15 protein-coding genes and 2 tRNA genes are annotated in these 18,982 nt (G+C 31.9%); 3 read left to right on the top strand and 14 right to left on the bottom strand.

The features are described 5' to 3' along the window. Positions 1 to 112 precede the first annotated feature (112 nt). Both KTC94_RS05620 and KTC94_RS05625 read right to left on the bottom strand, forming a co-directional pair. The gene (locus KTC94_RS05620; protein WP_216303809.1) at positions 113 to 1,258 is read right to left on the bottom strand and encodes a double-cubane-cluster-containing anaerobic reductase; all 1,146 of its coding nucleotides are present in this window, start codon (positions 1,256 to 1,258) and stop codon (positions 113 to 115) included. Positions 1,259 to 1,275: 17 nt separating this feature from the next. After that, on the bottom strand, positions 1,276 to 2,055 hold the full coding sequence (locus KTC94_RS05625; RefSeq protein ID WP_216303808.1) for an acyl-CoA dehydratase activase: 780 nt from the start codon (positions 2,053 to 2,055) through the stop codon (positions 1,276 to 1,278). Positions 2,056 to 2,608: 553 nt separating this feature from the next. Between KTC94_RS05625 and KTC94_RS05630 the strand changes: the two genes are divergently transcribed. From KTC94_RS05630 to KTC94_RS05640, 3 genes are read left to right on the top strand one after another with little or no spacing between them, the layout of a single operon-like run. Beyond that, complete coding sequence (locus tag KTC94_RS05630) at positions 2,609 to 2,869, top strand: hypothetical protein (RefSeq protein WP_216303807.1); 261 nt, start codon at positions 2,609 to 2,611, stop codon at positions 2,867 to 2,869. A 55-nt stretch (positions 2,870 to 2,924) separates the two neighbouring features. Further along, positions 2,925 to 4,046 carry an FAD-dependent oxidoreductase gene (locus tag KTC94_RS05635; protein ID WP_258876440.1) on the top strand — a complete coding sequence of 374 codons (1,122 nt, stop codon included), beginning with the start codon at positions 2,925 to 2,927 and terminating at the stop codon, positions 4,044 to 4,046. Between the two features lie 32 nt (positions 4,047 to 4,078). After that, on the top strand, positions 4,079 to 4,201 hold the full coding sequence (locus KTC94_RS05640) for a hypothetical protein (protein WP_258280721.1): 123 nt from the start codon (positions 4,079 to 4,081) through the stop codon (positions 4,199 to 4,201). A 171-nt stretch (positions 4,202 to 4,372) separates the two neighbouring features. Here the strand turns inward: KTC94_RS05640 and KTC94_RS05645 are convergent, their stop codons facing one another. The 12 genes from KTC94_RS05645 to selA form a co-directional block, all read right to left on the bottom strand. Beyond that, entirely contained in the window at positions 4,373 to 4,879 is a 507-nt protein-coding gene (locus KTC94_RS05645; protein WP_220286625.1) for a GNAT family N-acetyltransferase, read from the bottom strand. 461 nt (positions 4,880 to 5,340) lie between these two features. Then, positions 5,341 to 6,273: a class A beta-lactamase gene (gene bla, locus KTC94_RS05650; RefSeq protein ID WP_216303805.1), complete on the bottom strand. Its 933-nt coding sequence runs from the start codon at positions 6,271 to 6,273 to the stop codon at positions 5,341 to 5,343. Between the two features lie 36 nt (positions 6,274 to 6,309). Beyond that, the gene (locus KTC94_RS05655; RefSeq protein ID WP_220320236.1) at positions 6,310 to 8,088 is read right to left on the bottom strand and encodes a BlaR1 family beta-lactam sensor/signal transducer; all 1,779 of its coding nucleotides are present in this window, start codon (positions 8,086 to 8,088) and stop codon (positions 6,310 to 6,312) included. Between the two features lie 7 nt (positions 8,089 to 8,095). After that, positions 8,096 to 8,473: a BlaI/MecI/CopY family transcriptional regulator gene (locus KTC94_RS05660; RefSeq protein ID WP_216303803.1), complete on the bottom strand. Its 378-nt coding sequence runs from the start codon at positions 8,471 to 8,473 to the stop codon at positions 8,096 to 8,098. A gap of 91 nt (positions 8,474 to 8,564) precedes the next feature. Then, positions 8,565 to 10,637 carry a penicillin-binding transpeptidase domain-containing protein gene (locus KTC94_RS05665; RefSeq protein ID WP_220320237.1) on the bottom strand — a complete coding sequence of 691 codons (2,073 nt, stop codon included), beginning with the start codon at positions 10,635 to 10,637 and terminating at the stop codon, positions 8,565 to 8,567. A gap of 891 nt (positions 10,638 to 11,528) precedes the next feature. Continuing rightward, positions 11,529 to 11,605, bottom strand: a tRNA-OTHER gene (locus KTC94_RS05670). Between the two features lie 383 nt (positions 11,606 to 11,988). After that, the gene (locus tag KTC94_RS05675; protein WP_216303800.1) at positions 11,989 to 13,032 is read right to left on the bottom strand and encodes a PTS sugar transporter subunit IIC; all 1,044 of its coding nucleotides are present in this window, start codon (positions 13,030 to 13,032) and stop codon (positions 11,989 to 11,991) included. 27 nt (positions 13,033 to 13,059) lie between these two features. Then, the gene (sdaAA, locus tag KTC94_RS05680; RefSeq protein ID WP_216303799.1) at positions 13,060 to 13,938 is read right to left on the bottom strand and encodes an L-serine ammonia-lyase, iron-sulfur-dependent, subunit alpha; all 879 of its coding nucleotides are present in this window, start codon (positions 13,936 to 13,938) and stop codon (positions 13,060 to 13,062) included. Next, positions 13,919 to 14,620 carry an L-serine ammonia-lyase, iron-sulfur-dependent subunit beta gene (gene sdaAB / locus KTC94_RS05685; RefSeq protein WP_216303798.1) on the bottom strand — a complete coding sequence of 234 codons (702 nt, stop codon included), beginning with the start codon at positions 14,618 to 14,620 and terminating at the stop codon, positions 13,919 to 13,921. The genes sdaAA and sdaAB overlap by 20 nt, the downstream gene beginning before the upstream one ends. Positions 14,621 to 15,462: 842 nt before the next feature. Then, positions 15,463 to 15,559 (bottom strand) — tRNA-Sec (locus KTC94_RS05690). An 82-nt stretch (positions 15,560 to 15,641) separates the two neighbouring features. Further along, positions 15,642 to 17,549 (bottom strand): selenocysteine-specific translation elongation factor, encoded by a 1,908-nt coding sequence (gene selB, locus KTC94_RS05695; RefSeq protein WP_220320238.1) that lies wholly within the window; start codon positions 17,547 to 17,549, stop codon positions 15,642 to 15,644. A gap of 25 nt (positions 17,550 to 17,574) precedes the next feature. Then, complete coding sequence (gene selA / locus KTC94_RS05700) at positions 17,575 to 18,966, bottom strand: L-seryl-tRNA(Sec) selenium transferase (RefSeq protein ID WP_220320239.1); 1,392 nt, start codon at positions 18,964 to 18,966, stop codon at positions 17,575 to 17,577. Positions 18,967 to 18,982: the final 16 nt, after the last annotated feature.

Here is an 18,982-nt window from a genome sequence, read left to right on the forward strand (position 1 = left end):
TCAATATTTAAAAGTTATTACAACTTTATTATAATCTTTTTTTTAACAATGTAAAGCTTTTAATTCAAATACTATCTATAAATTGAAATAATATCCACTTAAATCATTTATATTATAACATCTCTATAAATGCTGACATTCTTGTATTAATTTGTCCTATATCTGCTTGAGAATAATCTGTTTCAATGCTCATATATGGAATATTTTTCTTGTTGAAAACTCTTTTTAATCTAAGAGTTTCTACATTATACGTATGACAAGCTTGAAGTATTACATCTATTACTCCGTCAGCTTTATATTCTTTACATAACTTTTCTAACAAATCTATTCTGTTATCATTTGGAGTCATACAAGAGCATCCAATATTTAAATATTTTTCTGTTAAAGCGTAAAGAGGATCCTTGTTTTCATCAACCAATGTCTCTGTTGTTTTAGCTCCACCGCAGTTTTCATAGCATACCACTACTCCACCATTCTCTTCTATTGCCTTAATTATTTTTTCAGTTCCTTGTCCTAGAGGACATCCTGTAATAAGTATTCTCTTTGCATCACTCGAAACTTTTCGTTCCCCACTATTATACCTATCTAATGACTCACTTGTTATGCTTTCAAGATCTTTTATCAATACTTCTTTATCCAATTTAAATCCTGCTCCAGATAGAACCTTATGCATTTCGTAGCCTGTAATTGCTGGTGGCTCTAGCTGGCCTAGCTCATAAAACTTTCTTAGAGCTACTCTTTCCCTATTTTTAAGCTTAATCGCTATTTTAAGCTTTTCATCCGTAATTTCAACACCATAAAAATTTTCTAGACATTTCTTTAGCTTTACTAATTCATTGCTCCATAGTTTATAAGAATCCTCATCATTACAGTTTTGAGGAAGCTGCATAATATGAGTCTTCTTAATATCTGCTAAATATTCATACATCTTCTTCTTTCCATCACATGTAGTTTCTCCAACAATCATATCGGAAAAATAAAAAAATGGACATTTATCTGTAATTGCAAAGCCATAAGATGCTTTAATTAATGGGCATAGATTTCTTGGTAAATCCCTTTCGGCATCAGCTATAGGTTCCTCAGTCATACTGCATAATGAAACTGCAATAGCATCTGCGGCCATTATTATTTCTGTTGGCGTGAAAGTACAAAATACACCCACAACCTTCTTGCCTTCATCTTTTAAATTCTTGATGCTTAAAAAAGCATTTCTTCTTGCCTCACTAAAATCTTCAAATTTTTCTGGTAAGTTATTCATTAATATATCCCCCTCCGTTATAACGTTTTATTAGAACTTTTTTCAATTCTGCTTGCCATTATAGCCGCTCCAATAGCACCTGCATATCTTGCCATTTTTTGAGTAGCTACAGGTGAACCTAATTTTTCTGAAAGTTGATCCATAATAAATGGGCTATCGCAAAGTCCTCCTGTTAAGAAATAATTATGTGAATCGGAATGTTTTTGACACAGAGATTTTACTTTACCAGTAATAGATTCTATTACACCAAATGCAATGTCTTTACGTTTTTTTCCACTACCAATAAGACTAATGACTTCAGATTCTGCAAAAACGGTACACATTGAACTGATAGTTGTTCCACTCCCCTTTGCGGCTTCAGTGCAAAGTTCATCAATATCGAATCCTAGTGTTCCAGCCATTAATTCTAAAAATTTACCAGTGCCAGCTGCACACTTATCATTCATAGAGAAATTTGTAACCTTACCACTTTCAACAGTTATGACTTTTGTATCTTGTCCACCTATATCAATAACTGTACAATCTTCATGTAATAAGTAATACGCTCCAACTGCATGGCAAGTTATTTCAGTTATTGTTTTATCTGCATAGGGTACAGAAACCCTTCCATACCCTGTTGCAACTATTTTACTATTACTAGAGGTCATTCCTAGCTTTTCTATTGCTTGTTTTATTTCCTCAGCTGTTTTGACACTACTCCAACCTGTTGGGTAAATAAAAGTATTTTTAATTTTATCATGTTCAAGAATACATACCTTAGAAGCAGTTGATCCAATGTCAATTCCTATGTATAGCATGTCCTTCACCTTCACTTTCTTATTGTAAATAATTAAAAAAATAATAAACCTCTAAACTAATCACACATTTTTGCAATTCATTTTCATTCCCTCCATAATATATAAAACATAATATTATTTTACTATATTTACAGTTTATTCACAATGAACATTATGCATTATATTGGAATTATAACTGTTTTTCAGGTATAGATTTCTGAATCAGAGTGTGTTACTGTTATTTAACTTTTTATAACCTTCTAATGTTGCAAGTTTCATTTTGTATGTATTTTTTTCTTTTATATCAGATTCGTTTTCATCGATTACTTTATTAACTTGTTGTTCACTTCTGTAAGCAATGATAGTCCATAAATTACAATTAAATTTGCAGCGTAAATTTAATTGTAATTTATGGTTTTAAATCATATTGTTTACATGTTTTTATCATTGTTATAGAATATATTTACATAACGCATTCGGTGAATATGTTATGTAAATATTCTCTATGGGGTATGTTGTTAAAACAATTAGAATTGATTATGAGCTCTAGCATTGTTCCAGAAGCTAAAGCATTATGGGAAAGGCAACTCCACATATTCATTATGGAGATGAAATGTATTTAATCTTAGGAGAAGAAAATGCAGCTACTATCGCAGTAACTTTAGGTGATGACTATTACGAAATTAAAACTCCAGGTGCTGTTTATATTCCAGCAGGTGTTCCTCATTCAATTAAGATGATTGATGGTGTGGTTGGTAAATTTGGTGGTGCTTGCCCTATATTCTCAGGAACTGAATACATCACTAAGCCTGTACCAGAAAACTGGGATAAATAAAATTCAACCTTGCCCTACTTATAATCCACTATGCTTTAATATGTCAACAGCTCCAATGAATGAAAGAATTCATTCTTATAATGCAAAAATATTTTTACAATTGACAGGTGATTTGGGACGTTCTGCAATGCCTGGACTATATAAAAAGCCAATTGCTCCTTCAAAGGCAGAAAACCGCTTTGACCCAAGATTAACTCATGAAGCAATGACTACTGAAGATATAAAAGTTTTAATAGAAAACTTCATAAAATCAGCAGCAGTGGCAAAACAGTCAGGTTTTGATGGAGTTGAGGTCCATGCTGTACACGAAGGATATCTTTTAGATCAATTCGCAATCGGTTTCTTTAACAAAAGAGTTGATGAATATGGCGGAGACTTAAGAGGCCGTTTGAAAATCGCAACTGATATAGTTAAGGGAATCAAGGCACAATGTGGTGAAGATTTCCCAGTTTCACTACGTTTCAGTGTTAAGAGTATGATGAAGGGACTTCGTCAACGCGCATTACCAGGAGAAAAATTTGATGAAGTTGGTAAGGACACAGAAGAAGGATTGGAAGCAGCTAAAATATTAGTAGAAGCGGGCTATGATATGCTAAATGTTGATGCTGGGACTTATGATTCTTGGTATTGGAATCACCCACCAATGTATTTTAACGATAAGGGAATGTACAGAGAATTCGGTAGACAAGTTAAGCAGGTTGTGGATGTTCCAGTCACTATTTCAGGAATGGATCCATCCTTGGCTGGTAAAGATATTGTAATAATAGGTGCAGGTCTTGTTGGTTGTGAAACCGGTCTTTGGTTGTCAAAAATGAGCAAAAATGTTAGCATAATAGAAATGCTTCCGGTTATTTGCGGTGGTCCTCACAATATGCCATTTATGAACTGGGATATGATGAAGGATTTACTTCCATTCAACAATATTAAAGTAATGACTAGCACAAAGATTGAAAAAATAGATTCGAATGGTGTTAAAGTTTCTAATAAAGATGGAGAAAGTATATTAAACGCAGACACAATAATAGCTGCAACAGGGTACGAGCCTCATAATCCACTACAAAGCATACTTGACAAAAGTAAAAAGGAAACATATAACATTGGGGATTCTAGGGAAGTTAAGAACATTATGAAATCTATTTGGGACGCATTTGAAGTAGCAATTCAAGCAATTTGTTGATACTCATACAAAAATCACAGGATGAGAGTGTTTTGAGAACTGATTATCGAGCAAATCAAATTCGTGATGAATTGCTTCTAATCTCAAGGGGGACGATATACAATTGGTCTCAAAAAGATGGAGAATTTGATCTTACAGATTATATAAAGAAATAGGGGTACATTTTTCTATCCGATGTTAGATTTCAAATAAACTTCCCTCTTTTGTTCTTCAGTAATCCCAATGTATCTTAAAGTCTGTGATTTTGACGAATGATTAAATATATCCATAAGTAATTCTAATGAAGATCCATTAATTAAGATTACTCATGATTTTGTGACTATTTTTTAGTAAAGTGTTTTCTCAAAAGCTATTCTTTTATTTCCATCTTCTAAATAAATTATTCCACAATACTGAAATTTGTTTTTCTTAAGCAGCTTTTGCATAGATAAGTTTTCTTCATGTGTATCCATTTTTATACTGTACACACCTTTATTCAAACAAATCTGCTCTATATTTTTGATAATCTGTGATGCTAATGCTAATCCTTTATAATTGTTGTCAATAGCGATTCTATGAATAACTGCATATTCATTATCACTAATCCATTGCCCCTCATAAATAGAGTCATATGTTTTTTCTCCATCAAAAGAAACTGCTGCCGTAGCAACAATATTATCGTCTTTTAACAGTACATAACCATTTTTATTATCAATATCATTACTTATTATTTCAACATTGGGATAGTTATTCTGCCATTGGTTAATCCCATGTTTTTTTAAGTATGCTTGTGCCTGCATAATAATACTCATTATATCATTAGCATCTGTTTCAACTGCTTTTCTAAATTCCATTTCAATCCTCCTTACAGCTACAAATAGCCCCTGTTTTGCCTATATATAAACTTCTGTATTAGTTACCATATTTCTACTTTGTTAATCTATTACACCCAAATATTACCTTGAATTATTTTGCTTTGCTAACACTGATTTATTTTTTATATCGAGCCAATATTTTTCTATATTTCACTCATTCTTTTTACTAATTCAGTTGCCATTTGCTTTTCTTGTTCACTAAAACCTTTAAATGATATTTTTAACTGTTTAATTTCTTCATCCATTATAAATTCATATAATTTAGTTGAAAGTTCAACTTACTTATTTGCCATTTTAATCTTTCCTTTTAATAATATTGAGTTAAATACATTAAATTTTATTTTCCATTTTTATCATCTGCACTTTTCTTTTCCAGTTCAGCAGTTCCTGTTTTACTTGCTAGAGATTTTCCGCTAATTTAATACATAGGCAAACTTACTTTAATTGTTATTTTCAGTTGTGCTAAAAGAATCAAATATAATTTTAGAAGCTTGAGCAATCAGTTTATCATCGTATTTAGCCTCTTTTTTATCGTGAGTTGACAATATTGCAATAATTATAGGTTTTTTGTTTGGTGGCATTACTATGGCAATATCATTTCTTGTTCCGTAAGAACCAGCTCCACTTTTGTCAGCAACTACCCAGCCATCTGGTGCTCCTGCACGAATTAGTGTATTACCTATTGCATTTCCTGTCATCCAATCAATAAGAATTTTTTTCTTATCGTCTGTTAATATATCTCCAGTTGTGTATGCTTGCAAATCAGTTGCCAATTGTCGTGGTGTGCTAGTGTCCCTAATATCTTCAGGTATGGCTTCGTTTAGATCTGGTTCTATACGTGTAGGTTGCGTAACGTTATCCCCTAATTGATTAAGTGCAGATTTAAAACCATTAGGTCCACCTATATGATCAAATAAAAGATTTGCAGCTGTATTATCACTAAAACGTATTGCTGCATTGCAAAGTTCTTCAATGGTCATGCCTTTATCAACGTTATCTTTTGTAATTGGAGCATGAGAGAGAACATCTTCTTTGTTATATTTAACTACTTGTTTAAGCTGCTCTAATGAATCTTGTTTTAAAACAGCACCAGCGGCTAAAGCTTTGAATGTAGAACAGTAAGCAAACCTATCATCAGCTCGATATACGACTTCTTTATTCGCCTCTGTATCAAAAGCATATACACCAAGTTTAACACCATAATCACTTTCAAGTTTTGAAAATGCCGAATTATATTGTGTGTCAGACTTCGTGTTTACAGGTGGCTGAGTTGCTACCTTTCCACAGCTAGTAAGAGAAAAGATCATAAGCGGCATAAATATAGCAATTTTAAACTTATTTACCTTGAATTTTGATTTTACTAATTTTTTCATATAAATTCTCCTTTGTTATTTAATCAATCTGTTAAGTTATTTTTTCATAACAATACCTAAATTTCTTAATATCTGTAATGTTATTTCCTTGGCTTTTACGCCTGTAGCACCATTTTTTCCTTCAATATTTGTCGCGAAAAAATACATATCATTATTTTCTTCTATATATCCTACAAACCAACCATTAACTTCTTTATTATTTTCAACACCTGAACCGGTCTTGCCATACATTACTCTTTCCCCATCTTCCATTATTTTTATCGAATTTTTTACTATGTCTATATTTTTCTTGGAAAAAGGCAATTCATAATTATACATTTTTTTTAGCATTTCCACCTGTTCTATAGGTGAAATTTTTAAAGAAGCTTGAAGCCAGTAATCAGCTTGTAGAGAATAAATATCCTTGTTACCATAATCCATCTTATCTATATAGTACTTCAATTTATTTTTGCCTATTTCTCTATCTACTTCTTCAAAATACCAATTTACAGAATATTTCATTGCAGAAAATAATGTATTATCTTGATTCCACTCCCTATAAGGATATTTACTCCCATCCCATTTGAAAAGTTCTTTCTCATCTTTAATAACACCTGTTTCTAACCCTATCAAAGCTTCTACTATTTTATAGGTTGAGCAAGGTGATACTCTTTTTTCACTTTTCTCTTTGTTATAAACTATATAGTCTCCTTTATTAACATCAAACAATACAAAGCTTCCTTCAAAGCCCTTATAAAATCTGCTTAAATCTTTATGAACACTATTTTTTTCTAATACTTTTTTATCCTTTACTATGGCATTTCCTTGTGTACTACCTAAAAACATACATGTTAAAATAATAAAAACAACTGTTTTAGTCAACACTATACCTTTTGAATCTTTCTTAAATCCAGCTATCATTTTTATCCTATTTTTTGCATTATTTTTGCTTTTTATAATACCAAGTGTGAAAATATTATTTCTATTATAAGCAATTAACTCTAGAAGTTTAATAATAGTAAGGCCATAGCCTTTTATCTCTTCCTCATTTATTTTTGAAAGAACATGTCCATCACAAGCTATTTCCATATCTTTTTTCATAAGATAAAAACCATAATATATAATAGGATTAAACCAATAAATTAATTGTAGTAGACTTATTAACAAACTTACAGCCATGTCCTTTCTCTTGTAATGAGCTAGTTCATGTAGCAATATATATCTCATCTCATCCTGTGTAATTTTCTCTTCTATTCCATCAGGAATAAGAATATAGGGGTTTATAAATCCAAAAAGTGCTGGACATCTATCACCATCTATTCTTACAATATTTATGCTTCGATTTATATTTAGATCTTTTTTACAGCCTTCCAATAAAACCTTAATATTTTCATCATAAATTTGTGGTTTATCTTTTATTCCTGCCCTAAGCTTAATATTGGTTATAACAATTAAGGCAAAGCCTATAAGAAAAACCATTAACCATAGAATATAAAATATTGAATAATCTCTATTTATAGAAATAGCATAGTCCTTCGTTGAGTTCATTACCATAGATAATTCTTTATGTGAATTATTTGAAACTGTTACATTGGTAATATTCATACTTTTGTGTGCAATATTTGAAAAAAAGCTTATAATTCTATCTATACTTACTGGGCTTTGAGGAAAATAAGGAATTAGCAATTTTAAAATTAGTATAAACCAAATATAATAATTCCATCTTGCCCCCAATTTCTTATTAAATAAAATTTTAATTAACAATATGCCAAATATCACTATGCTACTAGTAATGGAAGAATAAATTAAATGAGAAAAAAACTTAGATATTAACATAATAAATTTACCTATCTTTCTTGCAATCAAGAATTTGTTTAAGGTCTTCTATATCTTCTGTTGATAAATTTTCATCCTCTATAAAATTTAAAAGCATTTCTTTAAAGCCCCCATTATATATCCTATCAAGAAAGGAGTTACGTTCAATTTTTACACATTGTTCTTCAGTAAAAATAGGGTAATATTTATATATTCGTCCTTCCTTTTCATAGGAAATAATATTTTTATTTAGTAACCTGTTAATCAACGTTTTTACAGTCTTAGGTTTCCAACTAACATCACCACTTAATTTTTCTATTACATTATTTGCTGTCACTGGAGCATCAGACCATATAATCTTCATAACCTTCCACTCAGTTTCAGCAATTCTTGGTATTTCTTTCATTCTTCTTAACTCCCCTCATAATTTATATTAATACATCTATATATATTTTTATTAGAAACTTATTAGAGTTCCTTCTAAAATACATCCTCTATTATTTAACAGGATGAAATTTTTCAAATACTTTTCTTACCATTGGCACTACATAATGGCTTCCACCTCTTTCTTTTACATCCTCAGCCATAGCTATTACAAGAAGATCAGGACTATCCGTATTAACTGCCGCAAACCAGCCTAATTCTGTACCATTAACATCATCTTGAGAAAGCTTTATTTCTGCAGTTCCAGTCTTTCCTGCTAAGCTTAGTCCTTTAATATATGCTTGATGTCCAGTACCTCTAGGATTTTCAACAACCTGAGTTAAATCCTTTAAAATTGTGCTTGCCACCTCTTCTGTAAAAACATTAGACTTCCACATTTCTGACTTTGCAGTTCCATTATATTTAATATATGGTTTTATCATACTGCCCTTATTAACAAAGGAACTATAAATAGCTGCTAAATGAAGAGGATTTATCAATACTTCACCTTGTCCATATCCACTATCTGCCAGCTGAACTTCACCTTTTATATCTCCATCCGCATCAAATTGAGATTTAGACAATCCATATTCAAAAGGAATTTTTTCGCCTAAGCCAAATTCTTTTAACTCTGCTTGAAGCGTATCCTTGCCGATATCTAATGCTGCCTGTGCAAAATATATGTTGTCCGAATGAATAAAAGCATTTCTTAGATCTGATGGTTGTCCATAATCTACAACTCTTGTAACAAAATAATTTCCAAAGCTTTTATCCTTCTGCCATCTAAGCCCTAAAATATTCTTAGAAATCTCTGCATCAATCTTCTTTGTTTTAAGTCCTATGGCAGCAATTACTGGCTTAAAAACTGATCCAGGACATAAATTGCTTTGAAATCTGTTATACAAAGGCTTTTTCTTATCTTCATTTAAACTTTTCCATAAATCTTGCGACATTCCCATGACAAAATTATTAGGATCATATGAAGGGGTACTAACAAGAGCGAGTACTTCACCAGTTTTAGGATTCATTGCAACTGAAGTTCCTGCATCTTTACTTAATTCATCATAAAGAAGACTCTGCATATCAGCATCTATGGTTAACTTTAAATCTTCACCATTTTGTACTGCTTTACTAATTAAAGACTTTTTCTTTTTATTATTTTTATCTACTACATATATTTCATATCCATTTTTTCCTCTAAGTGTTTTTTCATATATTTTCTCCAAACCAGTTTTCCCAATTATATCATCCTTTCTATAGCCTTCCCCCTTATTTTTTTCAATTTCCTCCGCACTTATTGCTTGAATATATCCTATTAGATGTGCAGCTTTTTCCTTTAACGGATATACTCTTGCTTTCTTCTCATTTACCATTACTCCTGGTATTTCTAATAGCACACTTATTTTTTCTGTTTCATCCTCAGATATTGTTTTTATAGGAATAAGCATGTCTGGTTTTACATATGTAGCTGACAGCTTTTTATTAATATCTTCTAGGGAGACTTGTAGTATTTTTGAAACATTTCCCTTTGATTTAGCTGCATCATTACCAAGCTTTTCTGGTATAATATCTATTTCAGCTACTGTACCATCCAGTGCCAAGGATTTATCATTTTTATCCTTTATTTCACCTCTTTTAGCATACAAGGTAGCTACACGTATCTTATCTTCATTCTCAAGTTCAGGGAAAATCATCTTGCTGCTCCATAGAATTTTCCATGTTTTATTCTTGCTATCTTTAATTAATTCACCAGTATTATCAAAAGTTAATTTACCTGCTATCGTATCCATTATAACCTCAAACTTAACACTCTCTATGCTTGAATCATATTTCTTTTTTTCTGAATCCTTAATTTTAACATCAATTTCTTTTAATTCAATTCCACTATAAATATTTTTATAACGCTGAACAAAATCTGCTTCACTAATCTTTTTTCTACTTTCCGCATCAATCATATTGTACATTAATGCAAAATCTTTTTTCTTCCATGAATTCACATAACTATCAAAATATTTATTCGCTGAAATGGTTTTAGTTTTATTCCACCATAGGAAATATATACCTGATACTAGCGTAACTATCACTAAAATAACTAAGACTAATTTTTTACATCTATAAAACCTACCATTCAAAAATTTGTTTTTCATTTAATAAATACCTCTCCTTTAATATTGTACTTAATTCAATATAACTTTTACTTTCTTTCTATAGATTACAGTAGTAATCTATAGAAAGATTACTACTGTAATCCATAAATGTCAACTGTTTTTTTATACCTGGACATAGAGACACAACATACTTCCGACATCCTCTTTCAATTACAACAAAAACCGCACTAGATCTCTCCAATACGTTAATATGTATTCGTGGGTTTCATTGGCGGTGGCGAAACTCCGCTCCCCATATTGGGGTAGTGGCAGCAAATAAAACGTTATACAGACTCAAAACATTTACTTTGAATTATTTACCTTAGGGGTAGTAACCGCGAAACGCGGATTTTATAAGTTAAGACATATATTACTAAAATAACGATAACTTCAGGGGGAATATTAAATATACTCGTGTTATTTTAATATTTTTCTCAAAGATCTTAAATTAGCTAATATATATTTTTTATTACCTTTTTAGTTAACATTATCAATACTATACTTCTACTTTAACTAACTTGTTTTGAGCAAAAAAATAATATAAGTACATTTCAAATAAACATTTGTTCTTTATTCCGTTTTTCTGCTTTTTCTAACAATCCTTCTCTCACTGCTTTTTTCTATATTTACTGATAGTAGAAACAGTTATGCCTAATGTTTTGAAATTTACGGAAGAGATTTTCCATGCTTTCGCATAAAGGACAGATAATCATTCAGATAGGAACGTAAAACAGCAGGATATATCAACCCTTTCGAAGAATGCATACGAACATAGGGTTTTTCATCTAAGATATCATTTAAACGATTAATGATTGTCTTTACATAATTGTACCAGCTTGATGACGGATTATTCTGTTGCCTCCACTCTTCAATAAAATGCGAACATATCTCTAAATATGTGTGAATCGAACACACCCAACCTGGTCTTAGCAGGTCAACACAGTTTTGAAGACTGTTTAAATGCTTATCTATAACAAATTTTATTATAATATAAAGCACTCAAAAGTTAGTGTTTTGAGTGCTTTAACGTCTTTTTACATTGTTTTGATACCAGTATGAAATAGTATGGAAATATATGCAGGGTTGTCAAAATGCAGTCAAGAGAGATACCTTAGCAATGCAATCAAATTATATTTTACGAAGAAAAACTGCCAAAATATATATAAATAGTTATCCTCACTGGCTTTCGCCAAACTGTCGCTTTGCTCCCTTTTTTTAGTTTGCTGTCCAGACCCCTTAGGCGGTAACTGAAAGTTACCGCCTTGATAATTTTACAACACCTAAAAAAAGGCTGAGTTTTACATAAAAGTAAACTCAGCCTTTTCTTATATTGTTTAAAAAAAACATATATTTATGATACTTCTTTTAAATCGGGGATAATCTCTCCACGAATTTCTGCAGCAGTATGTATTTTATAATTTTTAAACATAATAGACCCTACGTAACCACTGAAAATACTAACTATAATACAACCTAAGGCTGCTATTAACACTTTAGAAGCTGGATTATATGCAAACATTACTGCGAACCCTGCTATAGGGGTTGCTGTTCCTGGAGAATTATTTACAAGTCCCATTAATGCAATTATTACTCCACATAAAGAACCACCTATAAAATTAGTTACATAAATTGGTATGGGATTTGCTGTGGTTATATCAGCTTGTGTTAGAGGTTCTATAGCTACTGCAATTGTATCTTTTTTACTTCCAAATTTCATTCTTGTAAATAATACGAAATTCATAAATGATGAACCAAATACTGCTAATGCGCCTATAGCCATAGGTGCACCGGTAAGCCCAAGCATTGCGGTTAAAGCCATTGAACTAAGAGGTGCAGTGGCAACAACGGTTATTGTTCCTCCAAGCACTATACCCATTATTATTGGACTAGAACTTGACGCAGAAGTTAAAATTCTACCAATATTTAATAGTGTGCCATCTACTACAGGAGTCATACAGTTTCCTATAAATCTAGTTAATGGAGCTGCAAAAACAATTATAACTATTAAGTCTAAGCCTCCTGGTAATTTCTTTTCTAGATATTTAACTACAAATGACATAAGGTATCCAGCTATAAATCCGGGTAAGATACCAATACCAGAACAAGATAGCCCAATCAATACTGCATATATTGGTGAAACTCCAAGAGCTAGAGGTACAAGTATTGCAGCGGCTACTCCTCCTAAACTACCATTAGATAAACCAACTTCTTTCAAAAAATTTAATTTTAATACATCACCAAAAAATGCAGACTGAAAAGCTTCAACTAGAAAGCTTGCACAGGCAGCACTTGCTAGTGCACCCATCGCTTTCATTCCTTCAGGTGCTTTGCAACTAAAAAGTGTAAATAAAGCTAATACTAATAATAAAAGACCAGTTCCTATTAAAATGTTCATTGTTTTTTTCTCCTTATAATTCCAAATTTATTTTTTTGAAAACACCTTATCTTTAAGTGCTAGACCAGTTTTAGTAACAGCAAGGCCACCAAGAGCTGTTTCTCTTAAGGAAGCTGGTAATTCTATGCCGATTTTATACATTGCAGATAATGTATCATCAAATGGTATTTTTGAAGAAACACCAGCCATAACTAAATCAGCGGTAGAAAGTGCACTAATTGCACCAGCTACATTCCTTTTTGCACAAGGAATTTCAACTAGCCCTGCAACTGGATCACAAACAAGTCCTAATACATTTTTAAATACGATGGCACCAGCATTTAAGCTCATCTCTGGTGTTCCTCCCATCATTTCCACAACTGCAGCTGAGGCCATGGCAGCTGCAGAACCACACTCTGACTGACAACCACCTTCTGCACCTGCAAAGGTTGCATTCATTCCAATAATCATACCAACTGCAGAAGCTGCAAATAATCCTTCAATCATTTCATCAGTACTTTTTCCAAGCTTTTCACCAGCAGTTAATATTACGGCTGGAAGTATCCCACAGGATCCAGCTGTTGGACACGCTACTATTTTACCCATAGAACCATTAACTTCTGAAGAAGATAACGCCATAGCCATAGCTTTTACAGCAGTGTCTCCTAAAAGTGATTTACCAGATTCTAAATATTTTTGCAGTTTATAAGCATCTCCACCTATAAGACCACTTAATGAATAAACTTCTTTTTCTCTTCCAGAAGTAGCACCTTGTCTCATTACATCAAGGATTTCTTTCATATGCAGAAATAATTCTTCTCGTGAAGTATCCTTTTGTTCACTTTCAAGATTTATTGCATATTCACTTAATTTTATATTTTCTGTTTTACATATTTCGATAAGTTCACTAGCTGACTTCGCTATCATTATGTTTCCTCCTTGTTTCTGGATTAATAACTATTACTTTGTTTATTCCAGTAATTTTTTTTATATTTTTTACTAAAGAATCGCTAATAGTACTATCTACTTCAAAAGTCATAGTTGCAGATTTTCCTTTTTCGCCTCTAACAAGTTTTAAAAAAGCAATATTAATTTTATCCTCATAAATAAGGTCTGACACTTTTGCTACTGTTCCTGGGATATCATCATGACAAGTGATAATAGTAGGATATAAACCGGTTATAAGAACACTATTTCCGTTTATTTCATTTATTTCTACATTACCGCCACCAATAGACGAACCCATTATTTCAAAATAATCATTATTAACATCTGTTATTAACAATTTAACTGTATTTGGATGTACTTGTCCAAGATCATACTCAATAAATTTTATTTTTAAGCCTTTACTTTCAGCAATTGAAATAGAATTTCTAAGATCATCATCACTTGGTTCCATTCCAAGTATGCCAGCGACTAGCGCTCTATCAGTTCCATGACCTTTGTAAGTTTTACCAAAGGACCCATGAAGTAAGAATGTAACCTCTTTTATATCAGCTCCAACAATAGTTTTTGCTATTTTACCAAGTCTAGCAGCACCCGCTGTATGAGAAGATGATGGACCGACCATTATAGGACCTATAATATCAAAAACACCAAAATTTTTCATGTTAGGTGTTCCTCCTTTCGTCAATATAATACAATTTTTTTTACATTTTTAATGTTAAACGATTTCAATTTAAAAGTCAAGAAAACTTGATTATTAATTAATAAGGGAGCTGAAAGAAAATAACAAGTCAAAGATTATGTGAATGTTTTGTGCCAGGCAAAGAACATTCACATTTACATAGCTAGGCTATGTAAATGTTGTGGTGATGAAGCATAGTGCAAAATATGGCGGAATATGACTTGTTATTTTTTTGAAACTCCCTTATAAAAATTATTTGCATATAACTGTCTATACTTGTCTATATTTGTTTATTAAAAAACATTAAAACAACTTATACCTTTGTGGAATTTAGAACATATTTTACTTTCTGTACCAATTATATAAATGTTATTTAAACACACATAGCAAAAGAGCCTACGAATTGTATGCTCTTTTGCTATGTTCTTTCCATTGCTATTCTATTTTTTCAACCTATTTATCTCACTTTTTTCTATATTAATTTCGTAGCTAAACATCTATTCGTTACCCCTTTTATTGAACTATCTATATCAAACCATACTGCTAATAATTCTATATTTATGCCTTTAAATTTATCTAATATTCTAAGGTGACTTGTGTTTTTTATTTCTACCAGAGAGCCACTTATAATTCTACTTACATGTGGTTATTTTATACGTACTCTCACGTACTCTCACGTTCTACCAAACATGAAAAAGGAAGCTGTAAAAAAGCTTAATCAGATTTTCGAAAATCAATCTAAAACTTTTGTTCTCAAAGCCAAAATAAAACGCGGCTCAGATAACATAAAAATATGTATCTAAGCCGCGGTCTGCCTATTTAATTGGCGGGAATATGTGTGAATCGAACACACCCAACCTGGTCTTAGCAGGTCAACACAGTTTTGAAGACTGGCAGGCACACCAGCACCTATCTACTCCCATAAAAATTTAACTCTAGTACCATTTTATCACAGATACTCACACTATGATATCTTTTGTAAAATTAAATTTTATTTCACCTGCTATAAAAGTACCCTACTATCTCCCACACGTTTAGTGAATTTTATTCCATCTAAATGTTCTAGTAAAATAAGTCCATATTTTCTATTAGTATTCATCATGTCTTTAAACTGTGCAATAGTAATACTTTCATTTTCATCAATATATTTTTTAACCTTATCTTTTACTTCTTTATAATAGTCATTTAATAAGTAGCATTCTGTGTTTATTTTAAAGAGTATTTCTTCATCAAGTAGTAGTTCAAATACCATAGTAAAAATCTTTTTATCCTTTGAAGTCTCGAGCAACTCCTCATATTTGGGTGGGATATAATGTGCATCTTCAAAGACTTTTATTATTGTGTTTCTTTCTGATTGTTGCTCTTTGGTAAGTACTATTTCATAGCCATATTCACCTATAAACTTGCTTTTAAGATTAATTACTTTTTTTTGCTCAAGCCCAAATAGCAAATCATCATAGGTCTTCTGTTTTATATTTTTTCCAAATACTTTTATTTTAATTTCTTCCTTTGAGATTCCAATCTTGAGCGGATTAATTTTATGATAATCCGAAGCAAGCTTTAAAAGAGTATTTACCTTTTTATTTAAATAGTTTATATGAATATAAACTGGAGAATCTCCACCTTTAAGCTTTAGTAGCTTTTGATTTAAAACTAAAATATTAAGCTTTTCCTGAACATCTCCTTCATTTTTACCTAGTGATTTCAATATGTCAGAAATTCTTGGAAATTCTGAGCTTAATTTTTCTACAGTTTTTTCAATAATACTCTCAGAGTGCCCACTTTCTTTTATTTTAAGATCTTCTATGTAGTCCTCATGAAACCTCTTAGCCTTTGGCGCTGAGGGCTCTATTATCGAGCCTCCACCAATCGTATACATTGGCGAATAATTTCTAATTACAAATCTATCATTTCTTTGAGCTGTAAGAGGCTTTTCAAGCCTAAGCTGTACATACGCTTCCTCTCCAGGATTTATTTCCTCAAGGTCAAGTATTACTACTCTGCAGATAATTTCACTTGTTCCATGGTACAATCTTACCCTTTGTCTATTTATAAGAGGTTTTGAATTGCTCAATAAATAGTAAAGTTTACAATCTACCATAAGAGATGGCCCCATTACGCTTTCTATTGAAATAACATCTCCTCTTTTGATATCTTTGATTTTAACATTTGCAAGATTTATTGCACACCTTTGACCTGCCTCTGCAATTTTAACTGGATTATCATGCACTTGAATTCCTCTTATTTTGGACATTAATTTTGAGGGGTACATCATAACTGTTTGCCCTTCTTCAATTTTACCGCTAATAACAGTACCAGTTACAACAGTTCCAAACCCACTTACCGAAAACACCCTATCAACAGGAAGCCTAAAATGCCCTGTTATATCCTTTGAACGTACCTCCTGCGTCATCGTATCTATCTCACTTGCAAGCCCTACAATTCCTTGCCTAGTTTTAGATGATACGCAATGGACTTGTGCATTCTCTAGGAAACTGTCTTTAAATTGCTCCTTAACGTCATCTTTTACCATTGAAAGCCATTCTTCTTCCACCATGTCAATTTTAGTAAGCACAATAATTCCTTTTTTTACATCAAGTAGTTGAAGTATTTCAAAATGCTCTTTTGTCTGAGGCATAATACCCTCATCAGCAGCAATTACCATTAAAACTATATCAATAGAACTTACACCCGCCAGCATATTTTTAATAAATTTCTCATGACCAGGAACATCTATTATTCCTGCTCTTCTTCCAGATGGGAGATCAAAACAGGCAAACCCTAAATTTATCGATATTCCTCTGTCTTTTTCTTCCTTTAAGGTATCAGTTTCTCTACCTGTAAGTGCTTTTACGAGTGATGTTTTACCATGATCTATATGCCCCGCTGTACCAATTATAATATGTTTCATAGTTATCACCACCCCAAATAAAATTTCAATTTAGATCCATTTTTTTAAAAGCTTCTGATATTACTTCAAAATCATTATCAGCAATGGTCCTTAAATCGAGTATGACCTCATCATTACTTACGCGTACTATAATCGGAACTTTATTTAGCCTAAGCCTCTTTTCAATTTCCTCTGAGGGTAAATTACTACCTTTTACTTTAATTACAAAGGTCGCTATCCGCGCCTCGGGCATTGAACCCCCACCTACCATAGAAAAATCTTCGCAAACTTTAAATGTAAAATTTTCTGAATTTGAATTCAGTTTTCTTTTAAGCCTCAATGCTCTTTTTTTATTAAGCTCCTTAGAGCTTAATATCATATAAAGTGTAGGAATGTTTTCCACAGCTTCATTTTCATCAAAGTAATATTTAAGTGTTCCTTCAAGCGCCGCAAGAGTCATTTTATCAATCCTAAGTGCTCTAGTAAGTTGGTTTTTTTTCATCATATCTATGTATTTCTTTTTACCTACTATAATCCCGGCTTGAGGTCCTCCGAGCATCTTATCTCCGCTAAATGTAATAACATCTACCCCTTTTTTTACACTTTCTTGAACTGTTGGTTCATGAGTAAAACCGTACTTTGAAAAATCAACTAGAGTTCCACTACCAATATCTTCAATTACTGGAATGTCATTCTTAAGTCCTATTTCAACTAATTCCTCATTAGGAACCTCAAGTGTATACCCAAGAATTTTAAAGTTTGAAGTATGTACTTTTAATAATACACCCGTATTTTCATTTATGTTACTCTCATAATCATGAGGGTGGGTTCTGTTAGTTGTTCCAACCTCTATTAGCTTTGCGCCGCTAAATCTCATTACATCTGGTATTCTAAAAGATCCACCAATTTCTACAAGCTGTCCTCTTGATACAATCGCTTCCTTCCCGCTGCACAGTGTATTTAAAGCCAAAAGTACTGCTGCGGCATTATTATTAACAACCAATGCAGCTTCGGCCCCTGTAATTTTCGTAAGGATATCTTCAACATGACTGTATCTAGATCCCCTTTTCCCATCAGCTAAGTTATATTCAAGATTGCTATAATTGTTAGCTATATTTAATACACCTTCTACTGCATTTTTCGAAAGCCTCGACCTTCCCAAATTTGTATGAATAATTACTCCAGTGCAATTGATTATCTTTTTTAAACTTACAGATTTTTTTTCCTCTATATTTCTTTTAAATTGCTCAAGGATATCTTTTGTTTCAAAGTTTTCTAAATCTCCAGATAAAATGTTTTTTCTAAATAGATCAATTGTTTCCCTAAGTGCATCAACAACCTTGACTCTCGATGTGTTTAACAAAACATCAATTACAAAAGCTTCATTTAAAAGACCATCAATTTTTGGTAATTTTCGTAGCAGTAAATTTTTTTCCATTTTTATTCTCCATTCT

This window comes from Clostridium sp. CM028 (assembly GCF_030585565.1).
GTDB classification, from domain to species: domain Bacteria; phylum Bacillota; class Clostridia; order Clostridiales; family Clostridiaceae; genus Clostridium_AD; species Clostridium_AD estertheticum_B.